This window comes from Hathewaya proteolytica DSM 3090, assembly GCF_900142225.1.
Classification (GTDB): domain Bacteria; phylum Bacillota; class Clostridia; order Clostridiales; family Clostridiaceae; genus Hathewaya; species Hathewaya proteolytica.
On sequence record NZ_FRAD01000018.1, the window covers coordinates 42,294 to 61,666 of the forward strand.

At 34.2% G+C, this 19,373-nt stretch carries 18 protein-coding genes; all 18 read left to right on the plus strand.

Annotation, left to right across the window (positions count from 1 at the left end; translation table 11 throughout):
• The first annotated feature begins 5 nt into the window (after positions 1-5).
• Positions 6-752, plus strand: a complete 747-nt coding sequence (locus BUA73_RS10345) for an N-acetyltransferase (RefSeq protein WP_072904054.1) — start codon at positions 6-8, stop codon at positions 750-752.
• Positions 753-775: 23 nt separating this feature from the next.
• Positions 776-1,885 (plus strand): glycosyltransferase family 4 protein, encoded by a 1,110-nt coding sequence (locus BUA73_RS10350; protein WP_072904055.1) that lies wholly within the window; start codon positions 776-778, stop codon positions 1,883-1,885.
• A 22-nt stretch (positions 1,886-1,907) separates the two neighbouring features.
• A complete protein-coding gene (locus tag BUA73_RS10355; RefSeq protein WP_072904056.1) occupies positions 1,908-3,380 on the plus strand; it encodes an O-antigen ligase family protein in 1,473 nt (490 codons plus the stop codon).
• 95 nt (positions 3,381-3,475) lie between these two features.
• Positions 3,476-4,534: a non-hydrolyzing UDP-N-acetylglucosamine 2-epimerase gene (gene wecB / locus BUA73_RS10360; RefSeq protein WP_072904057.1), complete on the plus strand. Its 1,059-nt coding sequence runs from the start codon at positions 3,476-3,478 to the stop codon at positions 4,532-4,534.
• A 36-nt stretch (positions 4,535-4,570) separates the two neighbouring features.
• A complete protein-coding gene (locus tag BUA73_RS10365) occupies positions 4,571-6,097 on the plus strand; it encodes an O-antigen ligase family protein (protein ID WP_072904058.1) in 1,527 nt (508 codons plus the stop codon).
• A 26-nt stretch (positions 6,098-6,123) separates the two neighbouring features.
• Positions 6,124-7,344, plus strand: coding sequence for a glycosyltransferase family 4 protein (locus BUA73_RS10370; protein ID WP_072904059.1), 1,221 nt, complete (start codon positions 6,124-6,126; stop codon positions 7,342-7,344).
• A 35-nt stretch (positions 7,345-7,379) separates the two neighbouring features.
• Entirely contained in the window at positions 7,380-8,564 is a 1,185-nt protein-coding gene (locus BUA73_RS10375) for a glycosyltransferase (protein WP_072904060.1), read from the plus strand.
• A 21-nt stretch (positions 8,565-8,585) separates the two neighbouring features.
• The gene (locus BUA73_RS10380) at positions 8,586-10,001 is read left to right on the plus strand and encodes an oligosaccharide flippase family protein (RefSeq protein ID WP_072904061.1); all 1,416 of its coding nucleotides are present in this window, start codon (positions 8,586-8,588) and stop codon (positions 9,999-10,001) included.
• 17 nt (positions 10,002-10,018) lie between these two features.
• Complete coding sequence (locus BUA73_RS10385; RefSeq protein WP_072904062.1) at positions 10,019-10,672, plus strand: sugar transferase; 654 nt, start codon at positions 10,019-10,021, stop codon at positions 10,670-10,672.
• A 25-nt stretch (positions 10,673-10,697) separates the two neighbouring features.
• Positions 10,698-11,411, plus strand: coding sequence for a WecB/TagA/CpsF family glycosyltransferase (locus BUA73_RS10390; RefSeq protein ID WP_072904063.1), 714 nt, complete (start codon positions 10,698-10,700; stop codon positions 11,409-11,411).
• An 18-nt stretch (positions 11,412-11,429) separates the two neighbouring features.
• Positions 11,430-12,737: a glycosyltransferase gene (locus BUA73_RS10395; protein WP_072904064.1), complete on the plus strand. Its 1,308-nt coding sequence runs from the start codon at positions 11,430-11,432 to the stop codon at positions 12,735-12,737.
• On the plus strand, positions 12,728-13,876 hold the full coding sequence (locus tag BUA73_RS10400; RefSeq protein WP_072904065.1) for a glycosyltransferase: 1,149 nt from the start codon (positions 12,728-12,730) through the stop codon (positions 13,874-13,876). The genes BUA73_RS10395 and BUA73_RS10400 overlap by 10 nt, the downstream gene beginning before the upstream one ends.
• A gap of 132 nt (positions 13,877-14,008) precedes the next feature.
• A complete protein-coding gene (locus tag BUA73_RS10405; RefSeq protein WP_072904066.1) occupies positions 14,009-14,644 on the plus strand; it encodes a cyclodeaminase/cyclohydrolase family protein in 636 nt (211 codons plus the stop codon).
• Between the two features lie 80 nt (positions 14,645-14,724).
• Complete coding sequence (locus tag BUA73_RS10410; RefSeq protein ID WP_072904067.1) at positions 14,725-15,891, plus strand: CD0519/CD1768 family membrane protein; 1,167 nt, start codon at positions 14,725-14,727, stop codon at positions 15,889-15,891.
• Positions 15,892-15,990: 99 nt separating this feature from the next.
• Positions 15,991-16,371 carry a hypothetical protein gene (locus BUA73_RS10415; RefSeq protein WP_072904068.1) on the plus strand — a complete coding sequence of 127 codons (381 nt, stop codon included), beginning with the start codon at positions 15,991-15,993 and terminating at the stop codon, positions 16,369-16,371.
• 87 nt (positions 16,372-16,458) lie between these two features.
• Complete coding sequence (locus BUA73_RS10420) at positions 16,459-17,436, plus strand: calcium/sodium antiporter (protein ID WP_072904069.1); 978 nt, start codon at positions 16,459-16,461, stop codon at positions 17,434-17,436.
• A gap of 144 nt (positions 17,437-17,580) precedes the next feature.
• Complete coding sequence (locus BUA73_RS10425) at positions 17,581-18,993, plus strand: aspartate ammonia-lyase (protein ID WP_084672224.1); 1,413 nt, start codon at positions 17,581-17,583, stop codon at positions 18,991-18,993.
• Positions 18,994-19,153: 160 nt separating this feature from the next.
• On the plus strand, positions 19,154-19,373 hold a 220-nt coding region (locus tag BUA73_RS10430), incomplete at its 3' end, for an HTH domain-containing protein (protein WP_341465313.1).

The following is a 19,373-nucleotide window of genomic DNA, read 5'->3' on the forward strand; positions in this document are numbered from 1 at the left end:
GAGATATGGAATATAATTATATATCTGAAAGTGCTAGTTTAGGGAAAAACGTTATATTGGGCAAATTTGTGGTGATTGAGGACCATTGCACTTTGGGAGACAACTGTGTCATTGGCAACAATGTGGTAATTCACGAGGGCAGTGTAATAGGTGACAATGTGCGCATGGATGACAACGCTGTGTTGGGAAAAGAACCTATGAGAGCTGCCAACAGTATATTTAAGGACGAGGAGAAGTTGCCCCCTTGCGTTATAGAAAGTAAATCTATGATAGGAGCGGGGGCCATTGTCTACGCAGGGTCACACATAAAAGAAAGCGTTCTAATTGCAGACCTTGCAGTGGTAAGAGAAAATGTGATAATAGGTGAAAAAACTATTATCGGCAAGGGAGCCACCATAGAAAATTTTTGCACAGTGGGTTCTAACTGTAAGATTCAAACTAATGTGTACCTTACGGCATACTCCACTGTGGAGGATTACGTGTTTATTGCTCCTTGTGTTGCCACATCAAATGACAATTACGCTGCTCGTTCAAAAGAGAGATTTGGAAAGTTTAAAGGTGTAACTGTAAAAAAAGGTGGAAGAATTGGGGTAGGAGCGGTTATTTTGCCTGGTAAGACAATAAATGAGGATGGCTTTGTGGCAGCTGGTAGCCTTGTAACTAAGGATGTTGGCAAAGGCAAGATATGCCTTGGGAGTCCAGCTAAAGAAGTGAGAGATGTGCCCGAGGATCAACTGCTGAAAAATCAATAGAATTAACTTTGAGGTGTTAAACCATGAAAATTTGTATGTTAACATCAGGACATCAGATATTTGATAATAGAATTTATTACAAAGAAATTTTGTCGCTGAAGAAAAAATATGATGAGATATACATTATAGCTCCTGGTGAAAAGGATTTTACCACAGAAGATAATATAAAAGTCAAGGTATTTCCTAAAAGAAAATCTTGGTACAATAGGTTTGAACCTATGAAAAAAATCTATGACTTGGCCATGGAGATAAATGCTGATGTATACCATGCCCATGAGCCAGATTCCTTTCAAGTGGCTGTAAAATTAAAAAAGAAATTGAACTGCAAAATAATATACGATTCCCACGAATATCATCCAGAAGGATTTGCAGAGCACTTTTCAGTTGGTAGGGGTTTAATAGAAAAACTTTTATACTCCTATGAAAAAAGTATTGGAAAAAAAGCTGACTATATAATTAGTGTAAATCAAATTCTAGTGGATAAATTCAAGGCATACAATAAAAACGTGGCCCTGATTCCAAACTATCCGGTGTTAGATCTTTCACTTGAAAAAACCTTATGCCCTGATAGCACAAATTTCATATATGTAGGTGGACTTCGAGAGGATAGGGGAATTTTAAAGGTTCTTGAAGGGATAAAACTTGTAAAAAATAATAATTGTTCTTACTATTTTATCGGTCCCTTTGAGACTGAAGCTTTAGAAGATAAGGTAAAGACTTATGTTAGTCAAAATTTAAGTGATAAAAAAATTGTTTTTACAGGGAGAATACCTCACATTGAGGTGTATGATTATTTAAAGAAAGCTGATGTGGGATTTGTGTTGCTTCAACCTAGCAATTGGAGATACATCAACTCCGAGCCGGTAAAAATCTTTGAGTATATGATGAGTGGAACAGCTGTTCTGGCCAGTGATTTTCCTATGATGAGAAAAATTGTGGATAAATACAAGTGCGGACAGGTAATTGACCCAGAGGATCCAGAAAAAATCGCTATGTGTATAGAAGAATTAGCTAAGGATAGGGAATTAGTAAAGAGATACGGCGAGAATGGGGCAAAGGCTGTAGAGTTGGAGTACAACTGGGGTATCTGCGAGAGAAAATTGTTCCAACTTTACGATGAACTAGACAAATAAATTTAGAATGAGGTACAAACCATTGAAAAATAAAGATTCTATAATATGCTTGATTATAACAATCCTTGCTCTCGTTGTAAGCTATGCTATGAAAAGAGATATGCCAATTATTTATGCTTTTTCCTTGCTTTATGTAGTGATTATATACATTAAGTTTAAAGACAACAGCAGAAAATTAATGTATTTTACCAGCTTGTTCTTTGCCATTTTTTCCTTTGGACACAGAAAGAATTACTATGTAGCCTTTGTATTATACGCTATACTTTTCCTAAAAGAACAGTGGAATATTATAAAAGAACATAAAGCCATTAAACCTAAGATAAACCTAAATAAATATGGTATTTTTCTTATAGTATTCTGCTGCTATATGGTGCTTAGTGTTCTTTGGAGCATGGATAAACATTCTGCGGTGGATTATTTAATAAAATATGCTATAAGCATTTCCATGATATTAATGATAATCTTTGAAAATAGGACCAAGAAGGAGCTAAGTGAAACCTTTGATATGGCTAGTTATGTGGTTTTAGGTGTTTTGCTAATTGGCCTAATTGAAATTACCGGCTATGATTTTGGCTTGCCAAACCACTTTGAAGATAAAAATATAGTATACAAACTGGCTAGAATGATTCCAGTAACCTTTTTCTATAACTCAAACAACTATGCAGTTTTTTTAGTAATTGCCCTTATTATGTCTTTTAGGCAAGTATTTTATAAAAAAACCGGTGCCATGAAAATAATTAATTTGATTAATGTGATTTTGATCATAATAAACATAATCTTTTCTAGGTCAAGGGTAGCCTTCATATCTTGCATACTGGCACTTTCCTTTGTAGCGGTATTTTCTCTGATAAATTTGAGAAGAAGCAAAGAATTTGCCAAAAAGGGCGTTACATTTGCAATAAAACACATAACTTTAATATGTTTTATATTTATTTGTATTTCTATTTTCCCCAACATGTCTTATTATACTGGTAAGTTTGCCAAAATTCCTGTAGTGGCTGAAATAAGCAAGTTGATGGGTAGCTCCTCCACTGAAGATGAGTACAAAGAAATAGAAAAGAATCCTGTCATCGGTCAAGAAGGCTCTGACAGCATAAGGTTAACTCTTATTCATGATGTGGTGGTTCAAGGCATCGTAAAGGATAAAAATTATTTTGGTGTTGGCGTAGGGAACTCAGTAAACTACATAAAATCAGTGGGCAATACTCACGGTATACTTAATATCCATTCGCTGTGGTTTGAGATACTGTGTGAATTTGGAATACCTATATTTTTATACACAGTGTACATATACGTCATGTTATTTATAGACTATTTTAAATTGCGGAAGAAAGTCCATCTTATGAGGGATGATCTATATTTAAGTGGCATAACCCTCACTGTTGCAAACGTATTTCTTGTATTTGGACCTAGCTTTGTTATAAGCTTTACTCCTTTTATTATTTCTATTGGAATAATGTATTCTATTTGCAGTGTTTATAAAAAGGATTCTTAGTTTCAGGTGGAGTTTAGCAATGGCTATCCATAATAAAAAACGAAAATCAAGAAATTTACAATAATGATACTGTGTTAAAGGAGGAATATATTTATATGAAAATATTAACCGTAATAGGTGCTAGGCCTCAGTTTATAAAGGCTGCGGCAGTTTCCAATGTTATAAGAGAAAAACATGAAGAGATACTTGTTCACACGGGTCAGCACTACGATGAGAATATGTCACATATTTTTTTTGAAGAGCTTGGCATTCCAAAACCCGACTACAATCTGGCCATAGGTTCTGGTGGACATGGAGAACAAACAGGAAAAATGCTGATAGAATTAGAAAAAATATATTTAAAGGAAAAACCAGATGCAGTTTTAGTCTATGGTGATACAAATTCTACATTGGCTGGGGCATTGTGTGCTAGCAAGCTGCTTATACCTGTAGCCCATATTGAAGCTGGTTTGAGGAGTTTCAACATGAGTATGCCTGAAGAGCAAAATAGGATACTTACTGACCATCTATCAAAGCTTCTATTCGTTCCAACTAATACAGCTGAAAATAACTTGTTTAATGAAGGAATAAAAAAGGGCGTTCATAATGTTGGGGACGTAATGTTTGATGCAATTCTTCATTTTAAGAAAAAGGCAGAAGAAAAAAGAGCTTTTATGGAGAGTCTAGATGCTTACAATGAACCTTATATACTGACTACAATTCATAGAGCTGAAAATACCAATGATGTGAGTAGGCTAGAAAACATAATTACTGCGTTAAATGAGTGCAATAAAAAAGTTATTCTTCCATTGCACCCAAGGACTAAAAAATACATAGAGGACTACAATCTTAAATTTGCTGACAATATTAAGATAATCGAACCCGTAGGATATTTGGAAATGATCAGCTTAGAGATGAATGCTGAAAAAATCGTAACGGATAGCGGTGGAGTGCAGAAAGAGGCATTTTTTATGAAAAAGCCTTGTATAACAATGAGGGACGAAACGGAATGGGTGGAAACCGTAGATAACGGCTGGAATATAGTTGTTGGAACAGACAAAGATAAAATTGTGGATGGTATAGTGAATTTTATTCCACGGGAAGAGCAAAAGGCTGTATTTGGTGATGGTAAAGCCGCCGTTAAAATATCAGAACATATATGCAACATGGTGTAAGGTCATGTTGCATACATAAAATAAGGGGAGATACTAGTGAAAAAACATGAAACAGAAATTAATTTCATAATACTGTTAAGTTCCATGTTACTTTGTACATTGTTAAAAAAGAACGGCATTTTTGTGGCATTGTTTTCTATAGCATATATAACTGGTATATATTTCAAATGCAAGGGCAATTGCAGAAAGTTTCTATACTTATCTAGTTTGTATTTTGCCATTGCCATACTAGGTCATAAAATAAACTACAACATTGCCTTTGTATTGTATTTTATACATTATACAAAAAATAATTACAAATCTATTCTCATGAGTTTAAAAACTTTTTCTGTAAAAAAACTCAATATGTATGGAATTTTCTTTTTCGTATTTGGTGTTTATATGGTTTTAAGCCTTCTTTGGGCAATGAACGTAAAAACATCCTTGGAATACATAACTAGGTATGCAGTGGGGGCTACCATGCTAGCCATGATTATTCTGGAAAACAAAAGAGAAGAGGAACTTAAGGACACCTTTAGATTTATCACATATCTTGTATCGGGAATTCTAGTAATAGGTATACTGGAAATTTTGGGCTTTGACTTTGCATTGCCAAATCACTTTGTAGACCATGGCATGACATACAAGGAGGCTTTAAGAATACCAGTTACGTTTTTCTATAACCCAAACAATTACGCTATCTTTTTGATTATGGCATTCATAATAAGTTTAGCGGACTTGTTTTACAAGGAAAACAAGAAATTCACCTTGATTTCCCTTATCAATCTATTGATGACTCTTGTAAACATTGTGTTTTCACGAGCTAGAATTGCCTTGCTCACCTTCTTTATATGTATATTTGTCCTATTGGTTTTTGGAATAATTAATATAAAAAGAAATAAAAAATTTGCATACAAAACCATAAAGTACTCTGTTATTTATGGAATTCTAATTGTGGGCACCTTTGTAATATTTTCTATGTTCCCTAGAATGGGCTATTATACTGGGAAGTTTGCGAAAATCCCTTTGGTAGCAGAAATAAGAACAATAATAAAGGACAAATTGCAGAGTGAAGCAAAGCCAGATAAAGAACAATTGGAAAAAGAAATTGTGACGTCAAATAAAGTTATTGGAAACGAAGGTTCTGACAGTGTAAGACTAACTTTGATGTACAATGTGGCAATTCACGGAGTTTTTAAAGATAAAAACTTATTTGGCGTTGGCGTTGGGAATTCTCCTAATTACCTTAAAACAATAAATAACACCCACGGCATAATCAACGTCCATTGTTTTTGGCTGGAAATACTCTGCGATTTTGGAGTGTTCATAGGGTTGTACACAATAATAACTTATTTGTGCTTTGTAAATCAGCTATTTAGGCTGAGAAAGATAGTGGATTTAAATAAAGATAGATATTATCTATCAGGATTTATTTTAGCAGTAGCCATGATTTTTCTAGTATTTGGCCCTAGCTCCGTAATTCATTTCCCACCATTTTGGATAGGTATAGCATTGAGCTATTCCATATTGGATTGCTACAAGAAAAAAACTCATAAGTTACATACAGATAAAAAGACAGCATAACATAAATGTTAGAGGTGATAATAAAAGTGAATATATTATTTTTGACTCAATACTGTCCTCCAGAAGTGGGAGCTCCTCAGAATAGGATATTTGAACTTGCAAAGCATCTTAAAAGTTTTGGACACAATGTAAGCATACTTACTGCCATGCCAAACTACCCAAGGGGAGAAATTTTTGAAGGATATAAGAATAAAAAATATATGGAAGAAGAAATGGAAGGCATCAAAATACATAGAACTAGCATATATACTACAAAGGAAAAATCCTTTACAAAACGGCTTAGAAACTACCTATCATTTACTTTTTCATCGGTTTTTACGGGGATGAAGCACATCGAAAAGCCTGACGTGGTTATAACGGAGTCACCACCTTTATTTCTAGGGTGGTCAGGATATAAAATAGCTAAAAAGATGAAGGCAAAATTCATATTTAATGTTTCCGATTTATGGCCAGAGTCTGCTGTGAAGCTAGATGTTTTACACAATAAGATGCTTATAAAAGCGTCAACGTGGTTAGAAGAGTTTTGCTACAGAAAAGCTAATGCCGTTACAGGTCAGACTCAAGGTATAGTGGATAACATTGTAAACAGAGGCTTTTCAAAGGATAAGGTTCACCTTATAACTAACGGGATAGATACGGAATTTTTTAGGGCTGATAAAAGAGATGAAAATTTTAGGCGCCAGTTGGGCTTAGAGAATAAATTTGCTATTTGCTATGCGGGAATACACGGATTAGCTCAAGGGTTAGAAACTGTAATAGAGGCGGCAGATAAAGTGAAAGAATACAAGGATATTGAGATAGTATTCATAGGAGAGGGCCCCGAGAAAAATAAGCTAATAAGTATGGTAAAGGAAAAACAATTGAACAATGTTATGTTTCTTCCTATGCAGCTTAAACCACAGATGCCACGAATTATTTCTTCCATGGATGCCACAGTAATACCCCTTAAAAAGCTTGATATATTTAAGGGTGCTCTGCCTTCAAAAATGTTTGAGGCATTGTCAGCAGAACTTCCAATAATTCTTTCTGCAGAGGGTGAGGCAGAAAAACTCATAAACAACGCTAAAGCGGGAATTGTTGTAGAACCTGAAAATCCTGAAGCCATGGCTCAGGCTATTATAAAACTCTACAAAGATGAAAATCTTAGAAAAGAATTAGGCTTAAATGGAAGAGCCTATGTAAAAGAGCACTACTCTAGAGACAACATAGCTAGAAAGTTAGAAAATATAATTAAAAATCTAAAATAATAAACACAGGAAACTTAGAAAGGGGAATTTTGTCCATGAAGGTTTTAGTTATATCACATATGTATCCATCCTCTGCCAATGAAATGTCTGGTATATTCGTAAAAAAACAGGTACAGGAGCTAAAAAAAATGGGCTGTGATATTACTGTTATTTGTCCTATACCATGGGCAGGCTTCCCATTGAATATCATAAGCAACAAGTGGAAAGCTTATGATAATATACCCCACAAAGAGGTGGCGGAGGGAATAGAAGTTCATTATCCAAGGTACATAGAGTACCCAAAGGGCATAGCCTTTGCCTCCTCTGGAGAGAGGATTTATAATGCCATAAAGAAACTTGTACATAATCTACATAAAACAAAGAAATTTGACCTTATTCACTGCCATGTAGCCCTACCAGATGGGTATGCTGGAATGAGATTGAGCAAGGAGCTACAGCTTCCCTTTATGGTAACTGTACATGGTCAGGATTTTCAGTATACCATTAAAAAAAGTGAAATCTTAAAGAAGAAGGTTTATGAAGTTCTAAATAAAGCAGATAAGATAATTGTGGTGAGTAGCAAGCTTAGAAATACAATTAGTGATGAAAAATTTATCAGTAAGACCCATATTGTTTTTAACGGTATCGATGTAAACAATGAGGGTGAAGATGTAGAAAAGCTGAAACATATTCCAAGGGATGTTCACATACTAAGCGCGTCAAATTTGGTGGAAACCAAGGGAATAAAGTACAACATCATGGCCGTTAAAGAGCTAAAAAAAACCTATGACAACATAAAATATTACATAATTGGCAGTGGAAATCAAGGTCAGCAACTTGAAGAAATGGTGAAGGAACTGGATCTTTACAACAATGTGATTTTCTTAGGAAGATTGAGCCATGAAGAGGTGTTAAGGTGGATGAAAAAATGCAGTGTGTTCTCTTTGCCTAGCTACCAAGAAGGCTTTGGTGTTGTGTACATAGAAGCAATGCTACAAGGTAAGCCTGTCATAGGCATAAAAGGGCAAGGTATACAAGATGCCATAATACATGGAGAAAATGGTTTTCTTGTAAAGCCCAAGGAAAGTCAAGACCTTTTAGAAACCTTGCAATTGTTGCTCAGCCATGAGGAATTAAGAGATACTATTGGAAACAATGCTAGAAAAACTGTAATAGAGAAATTTACGTGGAAAAAGACGGCTGAAGAGTTATTGCGTATATACGAGAGCTTAAAGGCATAATGAGGGAGTAGGAGGGTTTATATGAGTGATAGTCCAAAACAGTTTATAAAGAGGTTTATAGGTTTTTCAATGGGGCCTGTTTTATCGGCTGTAATTAACTTTTTTACTGTATCACTTACAACTTATTTTATATCACCAGCAGAAAGTGGCAAGGTGTCAATTTATGCCATGGTGTTAAGTGTCAGCAGTATGCTTATTTTTCTAGGCTTAGATCAGGCTTTTACAAGACAATTTAACTCTGAAGAAGATAAAAGAAAATTATTTATAAATGCAGCCTTACCTCCTTTAGCTGTGTCAATTATAATTGGCGCCATGGGAATGATAGTCTATAAAAAGATGTCTGTCATGATAATTGGTGAAGTGGATGGGTTTATTATGGCTTTACTAGCTATATCCCTTCCTTTAACAGTAATAGATAGGTTTAATCTATTGCTCATCAGAATGCAGGAAAAAGCTAAATTGTACTCATTTTTTAATATTATGAATAAGTTAATTTATGCTTTGGTGCTTATACCTTATTTGATGTGCATTGAAAGTACATATAAATCAATTATAATTGTTACTTTTTTAACCTTACTTGCAATATGTATTGTGGAATTTTTATTTACAAAAGATTATTGGATTCAAAAAATCGCCTTAGACAAAAAACTTCTTCACGAAATGTTTAAGTATGGATTGCCCCTAATACCTGCCACTGTGGTCATAGCCATTTTAAATTCTATGGATAAGGTGGCCATAAAGCATTGGTCCAATTTTCATGAGGTTGGAATATACTCAACTGCTATGAAAATAGTCAGTGTAGTTGCCATAGTGCAAAGTGCGTTTTGTACTTTTTGGACACCTACTGCTTTTAAATGGTATGAGGATAAAGTACCGGGAGAGAAGTTCATAAAAGTAAGCAATATGCTCATGTGCATTATGACCTTTATGTTTACTGGCATAGTGTTATTTAAGGATATTATAATAAAAATTTTATCACCAGAGTATATGGCTGCGGCAAAGGTAGTTCCATTTTTAGTTTTACTACCGGTAATGTATACAGTTTCGGAGGCAACCTGTCTTGGAATATCATTTTCCAAGAAGACTTGGTATAATATATTAGTATCAATTTCTGCTGTGGTGGTGAACTTCCTATGCAATATACTTTTGGTTCCAAAGGTTGGAGCTGTTGGTGCTTCTATAGCAACAGGATTTGCCTATATAGTCTTCTTTTGGATGAGAACCATTATATCTAGAAAGCTTTGGTTTAAATTCAAGGTTACCTTGTATGCCCTAGATATTTTGTGTATGGTAGCCCTTGGATTTGCTAGTATAACCATTAACAATGTATGGTTAAATATAGCATTGTCAGTTTTGATAATTATTGTGAATTATAGAGAATTGGTAATGATCCTTTCCTATGGTAAAGCTATAATAAATAAGAGAAAAAATCATTAATATTAAAGGAGTAAAACATGGAATTTGAAGTGCCAAAGGTGGAAAAAGTTAAGAATATAGACAATAAAAAAATTCAATTTATGATAAAACGAATTTTTGATATATTATTATCATTAATAGGAATAATAATTTTATCTCCTTTATTGTTTGGATTGTGGTTATGGATAAAAATAGATTCCAAAGGCAATGCCGTTTTTAAACAGAGGAGAATAGGAAAAGACGGAAAAGCTTTTACCATATATAAGTTTAGAACAATGGTGCCGGACGCAGAGAAAAAGTCTCAGTTGAAAATCGATGAAAAGGATTTGAGCAATTTCGTTTTTCAAAACAAAAATGATGACAGGATAACAAAAGCAGGTGCTTTTCTTAGAAAAACAAGCCTTGATGAGCTACCACAATTATTTAATGTTTTAATTGGCAATATGAGCTTGGTGGGGCCTAGACCTGAAATACCAGAGGTGGTTAAGTATTATCCAGAGGAATACAAACAAAGGCTTTTGGTGACTCCTGGCATAACTGGCCTTGCCCAAATAAGTGGGCGGGGAGAAATCGAATTAGGTAAAACAGTATATTATGATGTTACTTATATTATAAATTTTTCAATTTGGAATGATGTAAAAATATTATTTAAAACAGTGACTTCAGTTTTAAAAAAAGATGGCGCTTTTTAAAAGAGAAACATAAAGGTGAAAAAAGATGGATAAATATGCAAACATATTGGGCTTCAAGGTTTTTAGAGGAAGCTTTAATGAAGCTTTAGATGAGATAGATAAATACGAAAAGGTAAATATAATATCGGGAAATCCTGAAGTATTGTATGCTGGTTTTAATGATGAGATATTAAGTAAAGAATTCTCATCCAATAGAGCTTTTATAATACCTGATGGAGTGGGAACAATTTTAGCATCCAAAATGATAAAGTGCCCCGTGAAGGAAAAAATCGCCGGTATTGAATTTATGCAGGCAGTTCTTGAGAAATCTGCACGCCTTCAAAAGCCAGTATACCTTCTTGGAGCTTCTAGGGACGTGGTTCAGTGTTGTGTAGAGAAGATAAAACATCAGCACCCGGGAATTTTGGTGGCGGGCTATAGGGATGGTTATTTTTCCGACAAGGATGCAGAAGAGATTGTAGAGGAAATAATAAGATGTAAACCTTATGCTGTTTTCGTAGCCTTGGGTTGTCCAAAGCAGGAAATGTTCATAAAAAAATATATGGATGTTATTCCTGCCAATGTGTTTATGGGAGTTGGAGGTAGCTTTGATGGTATAAGTGGAAAAGTGAAGAGAGCTCCTAAGTTTATGATAAATATGGGCATGGAATGGTTATACAGAACAATTGTGGATCCAAAGAGAATTGGAAGGTTGTCTAGTATTCCAAAATTTTTGTATCTTGTAAAGCGATATAAGTAAAAATAAGGAGGTATAAGTGTGAATATATTATTTATAGCATGTTACTCTCCCTTTATAAACAATTCTGCATCCATAAGAACACTGTATTATCTCAATAACCTGGTGGATATTGAGGGAAACAGTGTTACTTTGCTTACGGTGGATTTCCCAAAAGATTCGGTTTACTTTGATGAGTATATTTTAAGTATGCTAGATAAGAGAGTCAAGGTTCACAGTATTTCTGGGGGAAAGCTTTTCAACAAGGTTATGCCTAGAAAAGTTCAGGGTGTAGTTGAAAAAATAAACGGGAATAAGATTCAAAATAGCAATAGAGAAAAGATAAAGAGAATAATAAAGAGCATGAAAAATACTTTAGTGTCTCCGGATATGTATTATAGTTGGTCTAAGAGGGCGTCAGAGTATATGGTGAAATTAATGGCAAAAGAAAATTTTCAAGTTATATTCTCCATGCACGAACCCCCATCTAGCCATCTTTGCGCTCTTAGGATAAAAAAATGTTTTAAGGATATTCCATGGGTGCAGTACTACAGCGATCCCTGGGTTAGGGACCCCAATAGGTCTTCTATGCCAAATCTTAGGAAGTTAAGAGAAGAGAAAATGGAGAAAGAAGTAGTATCTATGGGTGACAAATTTGTCTTTGTTTCAGAGGGAAATAGAGATGAATTTATAAAACTATACAATATACCTAAGGAAAATACATACTTAGTTCAACGAGGATTTGATATTAATAAATATGAGGAAATTTTAAAGGATAATCCGCCAGAAGGAGTAAAGAAAAACTGCATAAATATGGTGCACACAGGGGAAATCTTTACAAAATTAAGAGATGTAAGACCCTTTATAATGGCATTAAAAGAACTGCAGAAAAAAAATATAAGTTTGTACAACAAGTTAAATATAATGTTTTATGGAAATATTGATGATGAGAGCATAAAATCACAACTTGAGTCTGTAGATAAAATCACAGTAAAAAAAAGAGTACCATATAAAGAAGCTCTGGCCTATATGATTCACAGTGAAGTGTTAATATTACTTGGCAACAAAAACTCAAACCAAATTCCAGGAAAAATATACGATTATTACGGCACTAGAAACAATATATTTGTCATATTAGGTGATGAAAAAGATCCTGTTAAATCTGTAACACAGGGTGTAGAAAAGTGTACTGTGGTAAACAATAACAGTGAAGATATCCTTAGGGGACTAAATCAAGTTATTAAAAAAGTTCAGGATAATAGAGATAGTGAGCCAATTATGGAGTATGAATGGAAAAATGTGACTTACAAACTTAATGGAATATTGCAGGAGGCGGCCAGATGCATGTAATGTTTATTCCCTCGTGGTACTCTAGTAAATCAAATGAGGTACACGGAAGTTTTTTTAAAGAGCAAGCCTTAGCTCTTCAAAGAGAGGGCATTAAGGTTACAGTAGCTTATAATGAAATATTTCCTATAACAAAGCTGGGGCGAATTGGTGAAAAAAAAGGCCTTTCCTTTCAAGTAGAGGATGGACTAAATACCTACAGGTATAAGGGGTACAATTTTTTACCCAAGAATCCATTGATGTTTCAATTGTTCAATAGGAGAATGGATAGCCTATACAAAGAAGTGGTGAGAAAGCAAGGAAAGGTAGATGTCATTCACGCTCAATCTTCCATGTGGGCAGGTATTTCTGCATTGTATATAAGCAAAAAATACAATATTCCTCTTGTTATAACAGAACATTCATCATTAATTAAGGCAAAGCATTTAAGAAATAGCTATAAGAAACATGTATACAATGCCTATATGGGAGCGGATATCCTTATAGCTGTGGGAAATGGTCTAAAAAGTGAATTGGAAGATTTCACTAAAAGAAATGACATAGAGGTGGTACCCAATATAGTGAACAATAAGTTGTTTATTCCTTTTCCTGTGGAGAAGGAATATGAATTTTCCTTTTTTTCCTTGGGTTATTTAGAGGGAAATAAGGGAATGAAAGAGCTCATAATTGCTTTTACAGAGGCTTTTCGTGGTGGAAGTGAGCACCTTGTAATAGGTGGAGATGGAAGTGAAAAAGAAACATTGCAAAACCTTATAAGAGATAGTCATATGGAGTCCCAGATCCACTTAATAGGTGCTCTTTCCAGGCAGGAAGTGGCTGAAGAGATGAACAAATGTGATGCTTTCGTACTAGCCTCTCCCTATGAAACTTTTGGTGTAGTTTATATTGAGGCCATGTTTTGCGGAAAACCAGTTATCGGATTATATAATGGTGGCGCCGACAATATTATAAAATCCTATAATGGAATAATAATAGAAAAAAACAACGGAATTTTGCTTAGAGATGCCTTAATTTATATGAAAAATAACATCCAAAATTATTCTTCAGAAAAAATTTGTAAAGAAACTATGAATAAATACTCTTCTAATACTGTTGCAAAAATAATTTTCTCACTATATAATAAGGTGTGTAGAAAAATGTAGAAGTATGATACTATTTTATAAGTATGAAATAAATTTAGATATTTATAAAAAAAATAATTTTACATATTGAAAAAAACCCGATTTAATATTATTATATAATGGGATTTGAATTAAGGAGACAGGGGTAAAGTTATGGAAAATTTAAGCGTTAAATCTTTTGTAGAAAAATTAGCCTCAAATGAACCAATACCAGGAGGAGGAAGCATAGCTGGTTTAGCCGCTTCTCTAGGTAGTGCTCTTAGCAGTATGGTATTTTCTCTCACTGTGGGCAAAAAAATTTATCGAGAGTTGTCAGAAGATGACAAAGATAAATTTGATTTTTGTTATAGTGAATGTAGAAAATATGTTGATAAGTTCATAAAGCTTATGAATGACGACGCAAACGTTTTCAGCGAGTTCATTAAGGTATTTTCTATGCCAAAGGAAACAGAGGAAGAGAAGCAAAAACGAAATGAGGCCATAGAAAAAGGCTATGAAAAGGCTATAAAAGCACCTTTGGAGACCATAAGTGAATGCGAAAAAGTTTATGATCTTATAGCTGTTGCCGCTGAGTTTGGAAACAAAGGAGTTATATCCGACGCGGCTGTGTCTGTTATCATGCTTCATGCAGCGGTGGAAAGCTCCATTATCAATATAAAAATCAACTTATCTGGTATAAAAGATGATAAGTTAAAGAGTGAAGTTTTAAATAAGTGCCAATCTGTACTAAAAGTAGGAGAAATCAAAAAAAGCAGAATTATGAATATGGTGGAAGAGCGACTAAAATAGCTATGTGTAGTATTGGTATAAAGTAAACTTTATATATATGACAAAACTAAACAACGATAAAAAAATGAGAGGGATTTATTATGGAAAAAGAAAAACATTATAAAAAAGCCATAGGGCTTGAAGGTTTTATCTGTACTGTGGTATTCTTTGGCTTTTTTATAATACTTGGAAGTATTATGGGTGCGCCAAATATGTTCAATACCCTTATGGAAACAGGATTTGACTTGTTGGTTAATACTGTATTAAAAATCACTGCATTAGCTGTTATTGCAGGGGCAGCAGCATCAATATTATCAGAATTTGGTGTAGTAAGTCTTATCAACAAATTACTTTCACCTTTGATGAAGCCGCTATATGATCTGCCAGGTGTTGCTTCACTTGGTATACTTACAACTTATTTGTCAGATAATCCAGCTATAATAACGTTGGCAGACAATAAGGTTTTCCTTCGATATTTTAAAAAGTATCAAGTTCCAGCTTTGACAAACCTAGGTACAAGCTTTGGTATGGGACTAATATTAACTGCTTTCATGATTGGACAAACTGGGCCAAAGGGCGAAACTTACATCTTATCAGCACTTATCGGTAACGTAGGTGCCGTGGTAGGAAGTGTTATAAGCTGTAGACTTATGATTCACCATACAAAGAAAGAGTATGGCACCGAATTACCAGCTGTTCAAGAAGAAGACAGCAACATAGATACAATTAATTATAGAGAAGTTAGAGAAGGCAGTGTTTCAGGAAGAATTCTAGAGAGTATGCTTGAAGGCGGTAAATCGGGAGTTGACATGGGTGTGGCAATTGTACCAGGTGTTATTATAATATGTACACTTGTTATGATGCTAACTATGGGGCCTGGCGCAAGTGGAAAATACACTGGAGCAGCTTACGAGGGTGTACCTCTTTTCCCTTGGATAGGCAAACAGCTTAGCTTCATTTTAGAACCTTTACTTGGATTTAAGAGTCCTGAGGCTATAGCATTCCCTATAACATCTCTTGGTGCAGTAGGAGCGGCAATAAGTCTTGTTCCTAACTTCTTAAAGCAGGGATTAATAGGGGGAAATGAAATCGCTGTATTTACTGCTATGGGAATGTGCTGGAGTGGATACTTAAGTACACACGTAGCTATGATGGATAGTTTAAAATTTAGACACTTAACCGGTAGAGCAATTGTAAGCCATACCATTGGTGGATTATGTGCAGGAGTCGTGGCACACTTATTATTCTTATTAACTACATTGCTATAAAAATAATACATAATTTTAAAAGGAATTCTGGAAACTCAGGGTTCCTTTTCTTTTTTTTACATAATATAAAATGTATAGTATTATTCTGGAGGAATCAAAATGAAGGACTTTTTTAATTTATCCTATAATGAATTAATTTTTCTATGTGCGATTTTGGCAAATGAAATAAGCAATTGTCTTACTTCAAATGAACAAAGCATACTAGGGAATTTTTTAGAGGGACTGGGGCAAAATATACTAATTGCAAATTCCGTAAGCAGCTCATATCCACCACAGAGCAATGGCCCTAACTTTGGAACTCCAGGAGTTGGTCAATATGGAAGCGTGTACAGGTATGGATTCAAGGTGGATTCTAAAAGTGATGATACTATTTTTCAGCAGAATTTAAGCGAGGAAAACAGAAAAATAATAAATGATATGGAAATGAAAATAGAGGAATTGCAAAAAAAGGTGGAGGAGCTAGAGAAAAAAACAATCTAATTTATTTAAAATCAATTTTAAATATGGTATATTATTTACGTTGCTTGCCTTTAAATAGGCGTCAAAAATACAAAGGATGGTGTATTCATGGATTATATTTTATTAATTGTAGGCTTCTTTTTTCTTATAAAAGGGGCAGATTTATTTGTGGACGGTTCCTCCGCTGTGGCAAAAAAAATTGGCATACCTGCTGTTATCGTGGGGCTTACCATAGTGTCTATAGGCACAAGTGCCCCAGAGTTAGCTGTTAGCACGATTTCTGCCATAGAAGGAAATAATGGAATAGCCCTTGGAAACGTGATAGGTTCCAATATATTCAATACCTTAGTGGTTTTAGGTGCCACTGCAGTATTTTCACCCCTATTTATTAAAAAAGACAGTGTAAAAAAAGATTTTCTTGTGTGCATAGTGGCATCAGTGCTACTATTTATATTATCCTTTAACAAGTATTTTGGAGGAAAAGATAATGTAATAAGCAGATTAGACGGCATGATTCTTGTAGGCCTTTGTATCTTATACATATCCTATCTTATTTACATCACAAAGAAAAACAAAAACAATATGGATATATGTGAAGAAGAAAAGAAGAGTATAGAAAAAATAAAGACAATGCCAAAGATTTTGCTAGGCATTGTAGGTATAATAGGCATAGTAGTAGGTGGTGAGTTTGTGGTAGACTCTGCAAGCAATATCGCTAGATCCCTAGGTATGAGCGATAAATTAGTGGGACTTACCATAGTAGCTATGGGAACCTCTCTTCCAGAACTGGTAACATCTATTATGGCAGTGTTAAAGGGCGAAAACGAAATTGCCCTTGGAAACGTACTCGGCTCAAACATATTCAACATATTTCTTATATTGGGGGTGTCATCTTGCATTACTCCAATAGCAGTTCCATCGGTTTTGGCAGTTGATCTTTTAATTTTAATATCTATAACTATTTTGCTAGGATTGATCATATTCGTTTTTTCCAGAGACAAAGTAAAGAAATTAGTGCGAATTGAAGGTGTGATGCTTATTTTTATATACATTGCATATACCTTTTACATAATAATTCGCAAGTAAAATTCATAAAAATTAATTATTTGATACTTGTATTAATGTGTAAAGTATATTAGAATGATAGTATGAAGGAAATAATTCATTTTTAAAATTATTTTGTAATAAATGATGTAAATACAGTCATTTAATCTGGAGGGAGTTATTGATATGGATTTTAGATTTGAAAGTGATTCAATAGGGGAAAAACAAGTTCCAAAGGAAGCATACTATGGTGTACAAACATTAAGAGGATGTGAAAATTTTAGAATCACTGGAAGAGTGATGTGTAAAGAGTTTATTGACAGCTTAGCTGAAATAAAGAAAGCTTGTGCAATTACAAATAATGAAGTAAAGGAAATTTCCGATGACGTAAAGGATGCCATAGTAAAGGCATGTGACGAAATAATTGCAGGACAGCTACATGATCAGTTCATCGTTGACCCAATTCAAGGTGGAGCAGGAACTTCTGCAAACATGAACGTCAATGAAGTTGTAGCTAATAGAGCTGGAGAAATGCTTGGTGGGGCAAAGGGAGCTTATGACAAGGTTCATCCAAATGACCACGTAAACAGAGGTCAATCTACCAATGATGTTATACCAACAGCAGGAAAGATCACAGCAATAAAATTACTTACTGCTTTAATTAAAAAAGCAGAGGATTTAGTTGTTGCTTTAGATAAGAAGTCTGCAGAGTTCAACGATGTTATAAAAATGGGAAGAACTCAGATGCAGGATGCAGTTCCAGTTAGATTAGGTCAGGAATTCAGAGCATATAGTTCAGCAATAAAAAGAGATGTTGCTAGATTGAAGAATGCACAAAACAGTCTTTTTGTATGCAACATGGGTGGTACTGCCATAGGAACAGGCATAAATGCTGATGAAGTTTACTTCAAAAATATAGTTAATAATCTTAACAAAGTAACTGGCATGGATTTCAAACAGGCAGAGGATTTAGTTGATAGCACTCAAAACCTTGATGGATTCGTTGCAGTTTCAAGTGTACTTAAGACATGTGCAGTAAATCTTTCAAAGATGTCTAACGATTTAAGACTTATGTCATCAGGACCAAGAACAGGCTTTGGTGAAATCAATCTTCCAGCTAAGCAGAATGGTTCTTCAATTATGCCAGGAAAAGTTAATCCAGTTATACCAGAGGTTGTATCACAGGTTGCTTTCAATGTAATAGGAAATGATATGACAATTACCATGGCAGCAGAAGCTGGACAACTTGAATTAAATGCTTTTGAGCCAGTTATATTCTATAATCTATTTGAATCAATAGAAACACTTACTCATGCAATAGATACATTAATCGTTAACTGCATAGATGGTATCGAAGCAAACAGAGAAAGATGTAAAAACATGGTGGAAAACAGCGTAGGTATCATAACTGCTATATGCCCACATGTTGGATACAAAGAATCAGCTAAAATAGCAAAAATGGCAATAAAAACTGGAGAATCAGTAAGAAAAATAGCTTTAAGTGAAAATATATTAACTGAAGAACAGTTAAATAAAATTCTTGATCCAATGGAAATGACTGAACCAGGAATACCAGGAAAAGAATTTTTAAATAAATAGTAATTAGTAAATGTTTAAAGACTTGATTTTAATATAAAATACCCTAAAAAACTGCGTAACGATTTTTAAAATGTACCCTATAGAGTAGACATTATAAAAAAGTCTACCTATGGGGTATTTTTGTGTATAATAGAATAAATAACATTAGGAGAATATACAAATGAGTAATAAACTATTTACAAAAGAAGAAGTTAAAATATTATCTAAAAATAAATATGTTAAGAATGTAAGTAATAAAGCAATTACTTATACTGATGAATTTAAAAGTATTTTTATTGCAGAGTATGAAAAAGGAAAATTTCCAAGAGAAATATTTGAAGAGTTTGGCTTTGATATAAATATTCTTGGAGTAGAACGAGTTAAATCCTGTGGAAAACGTT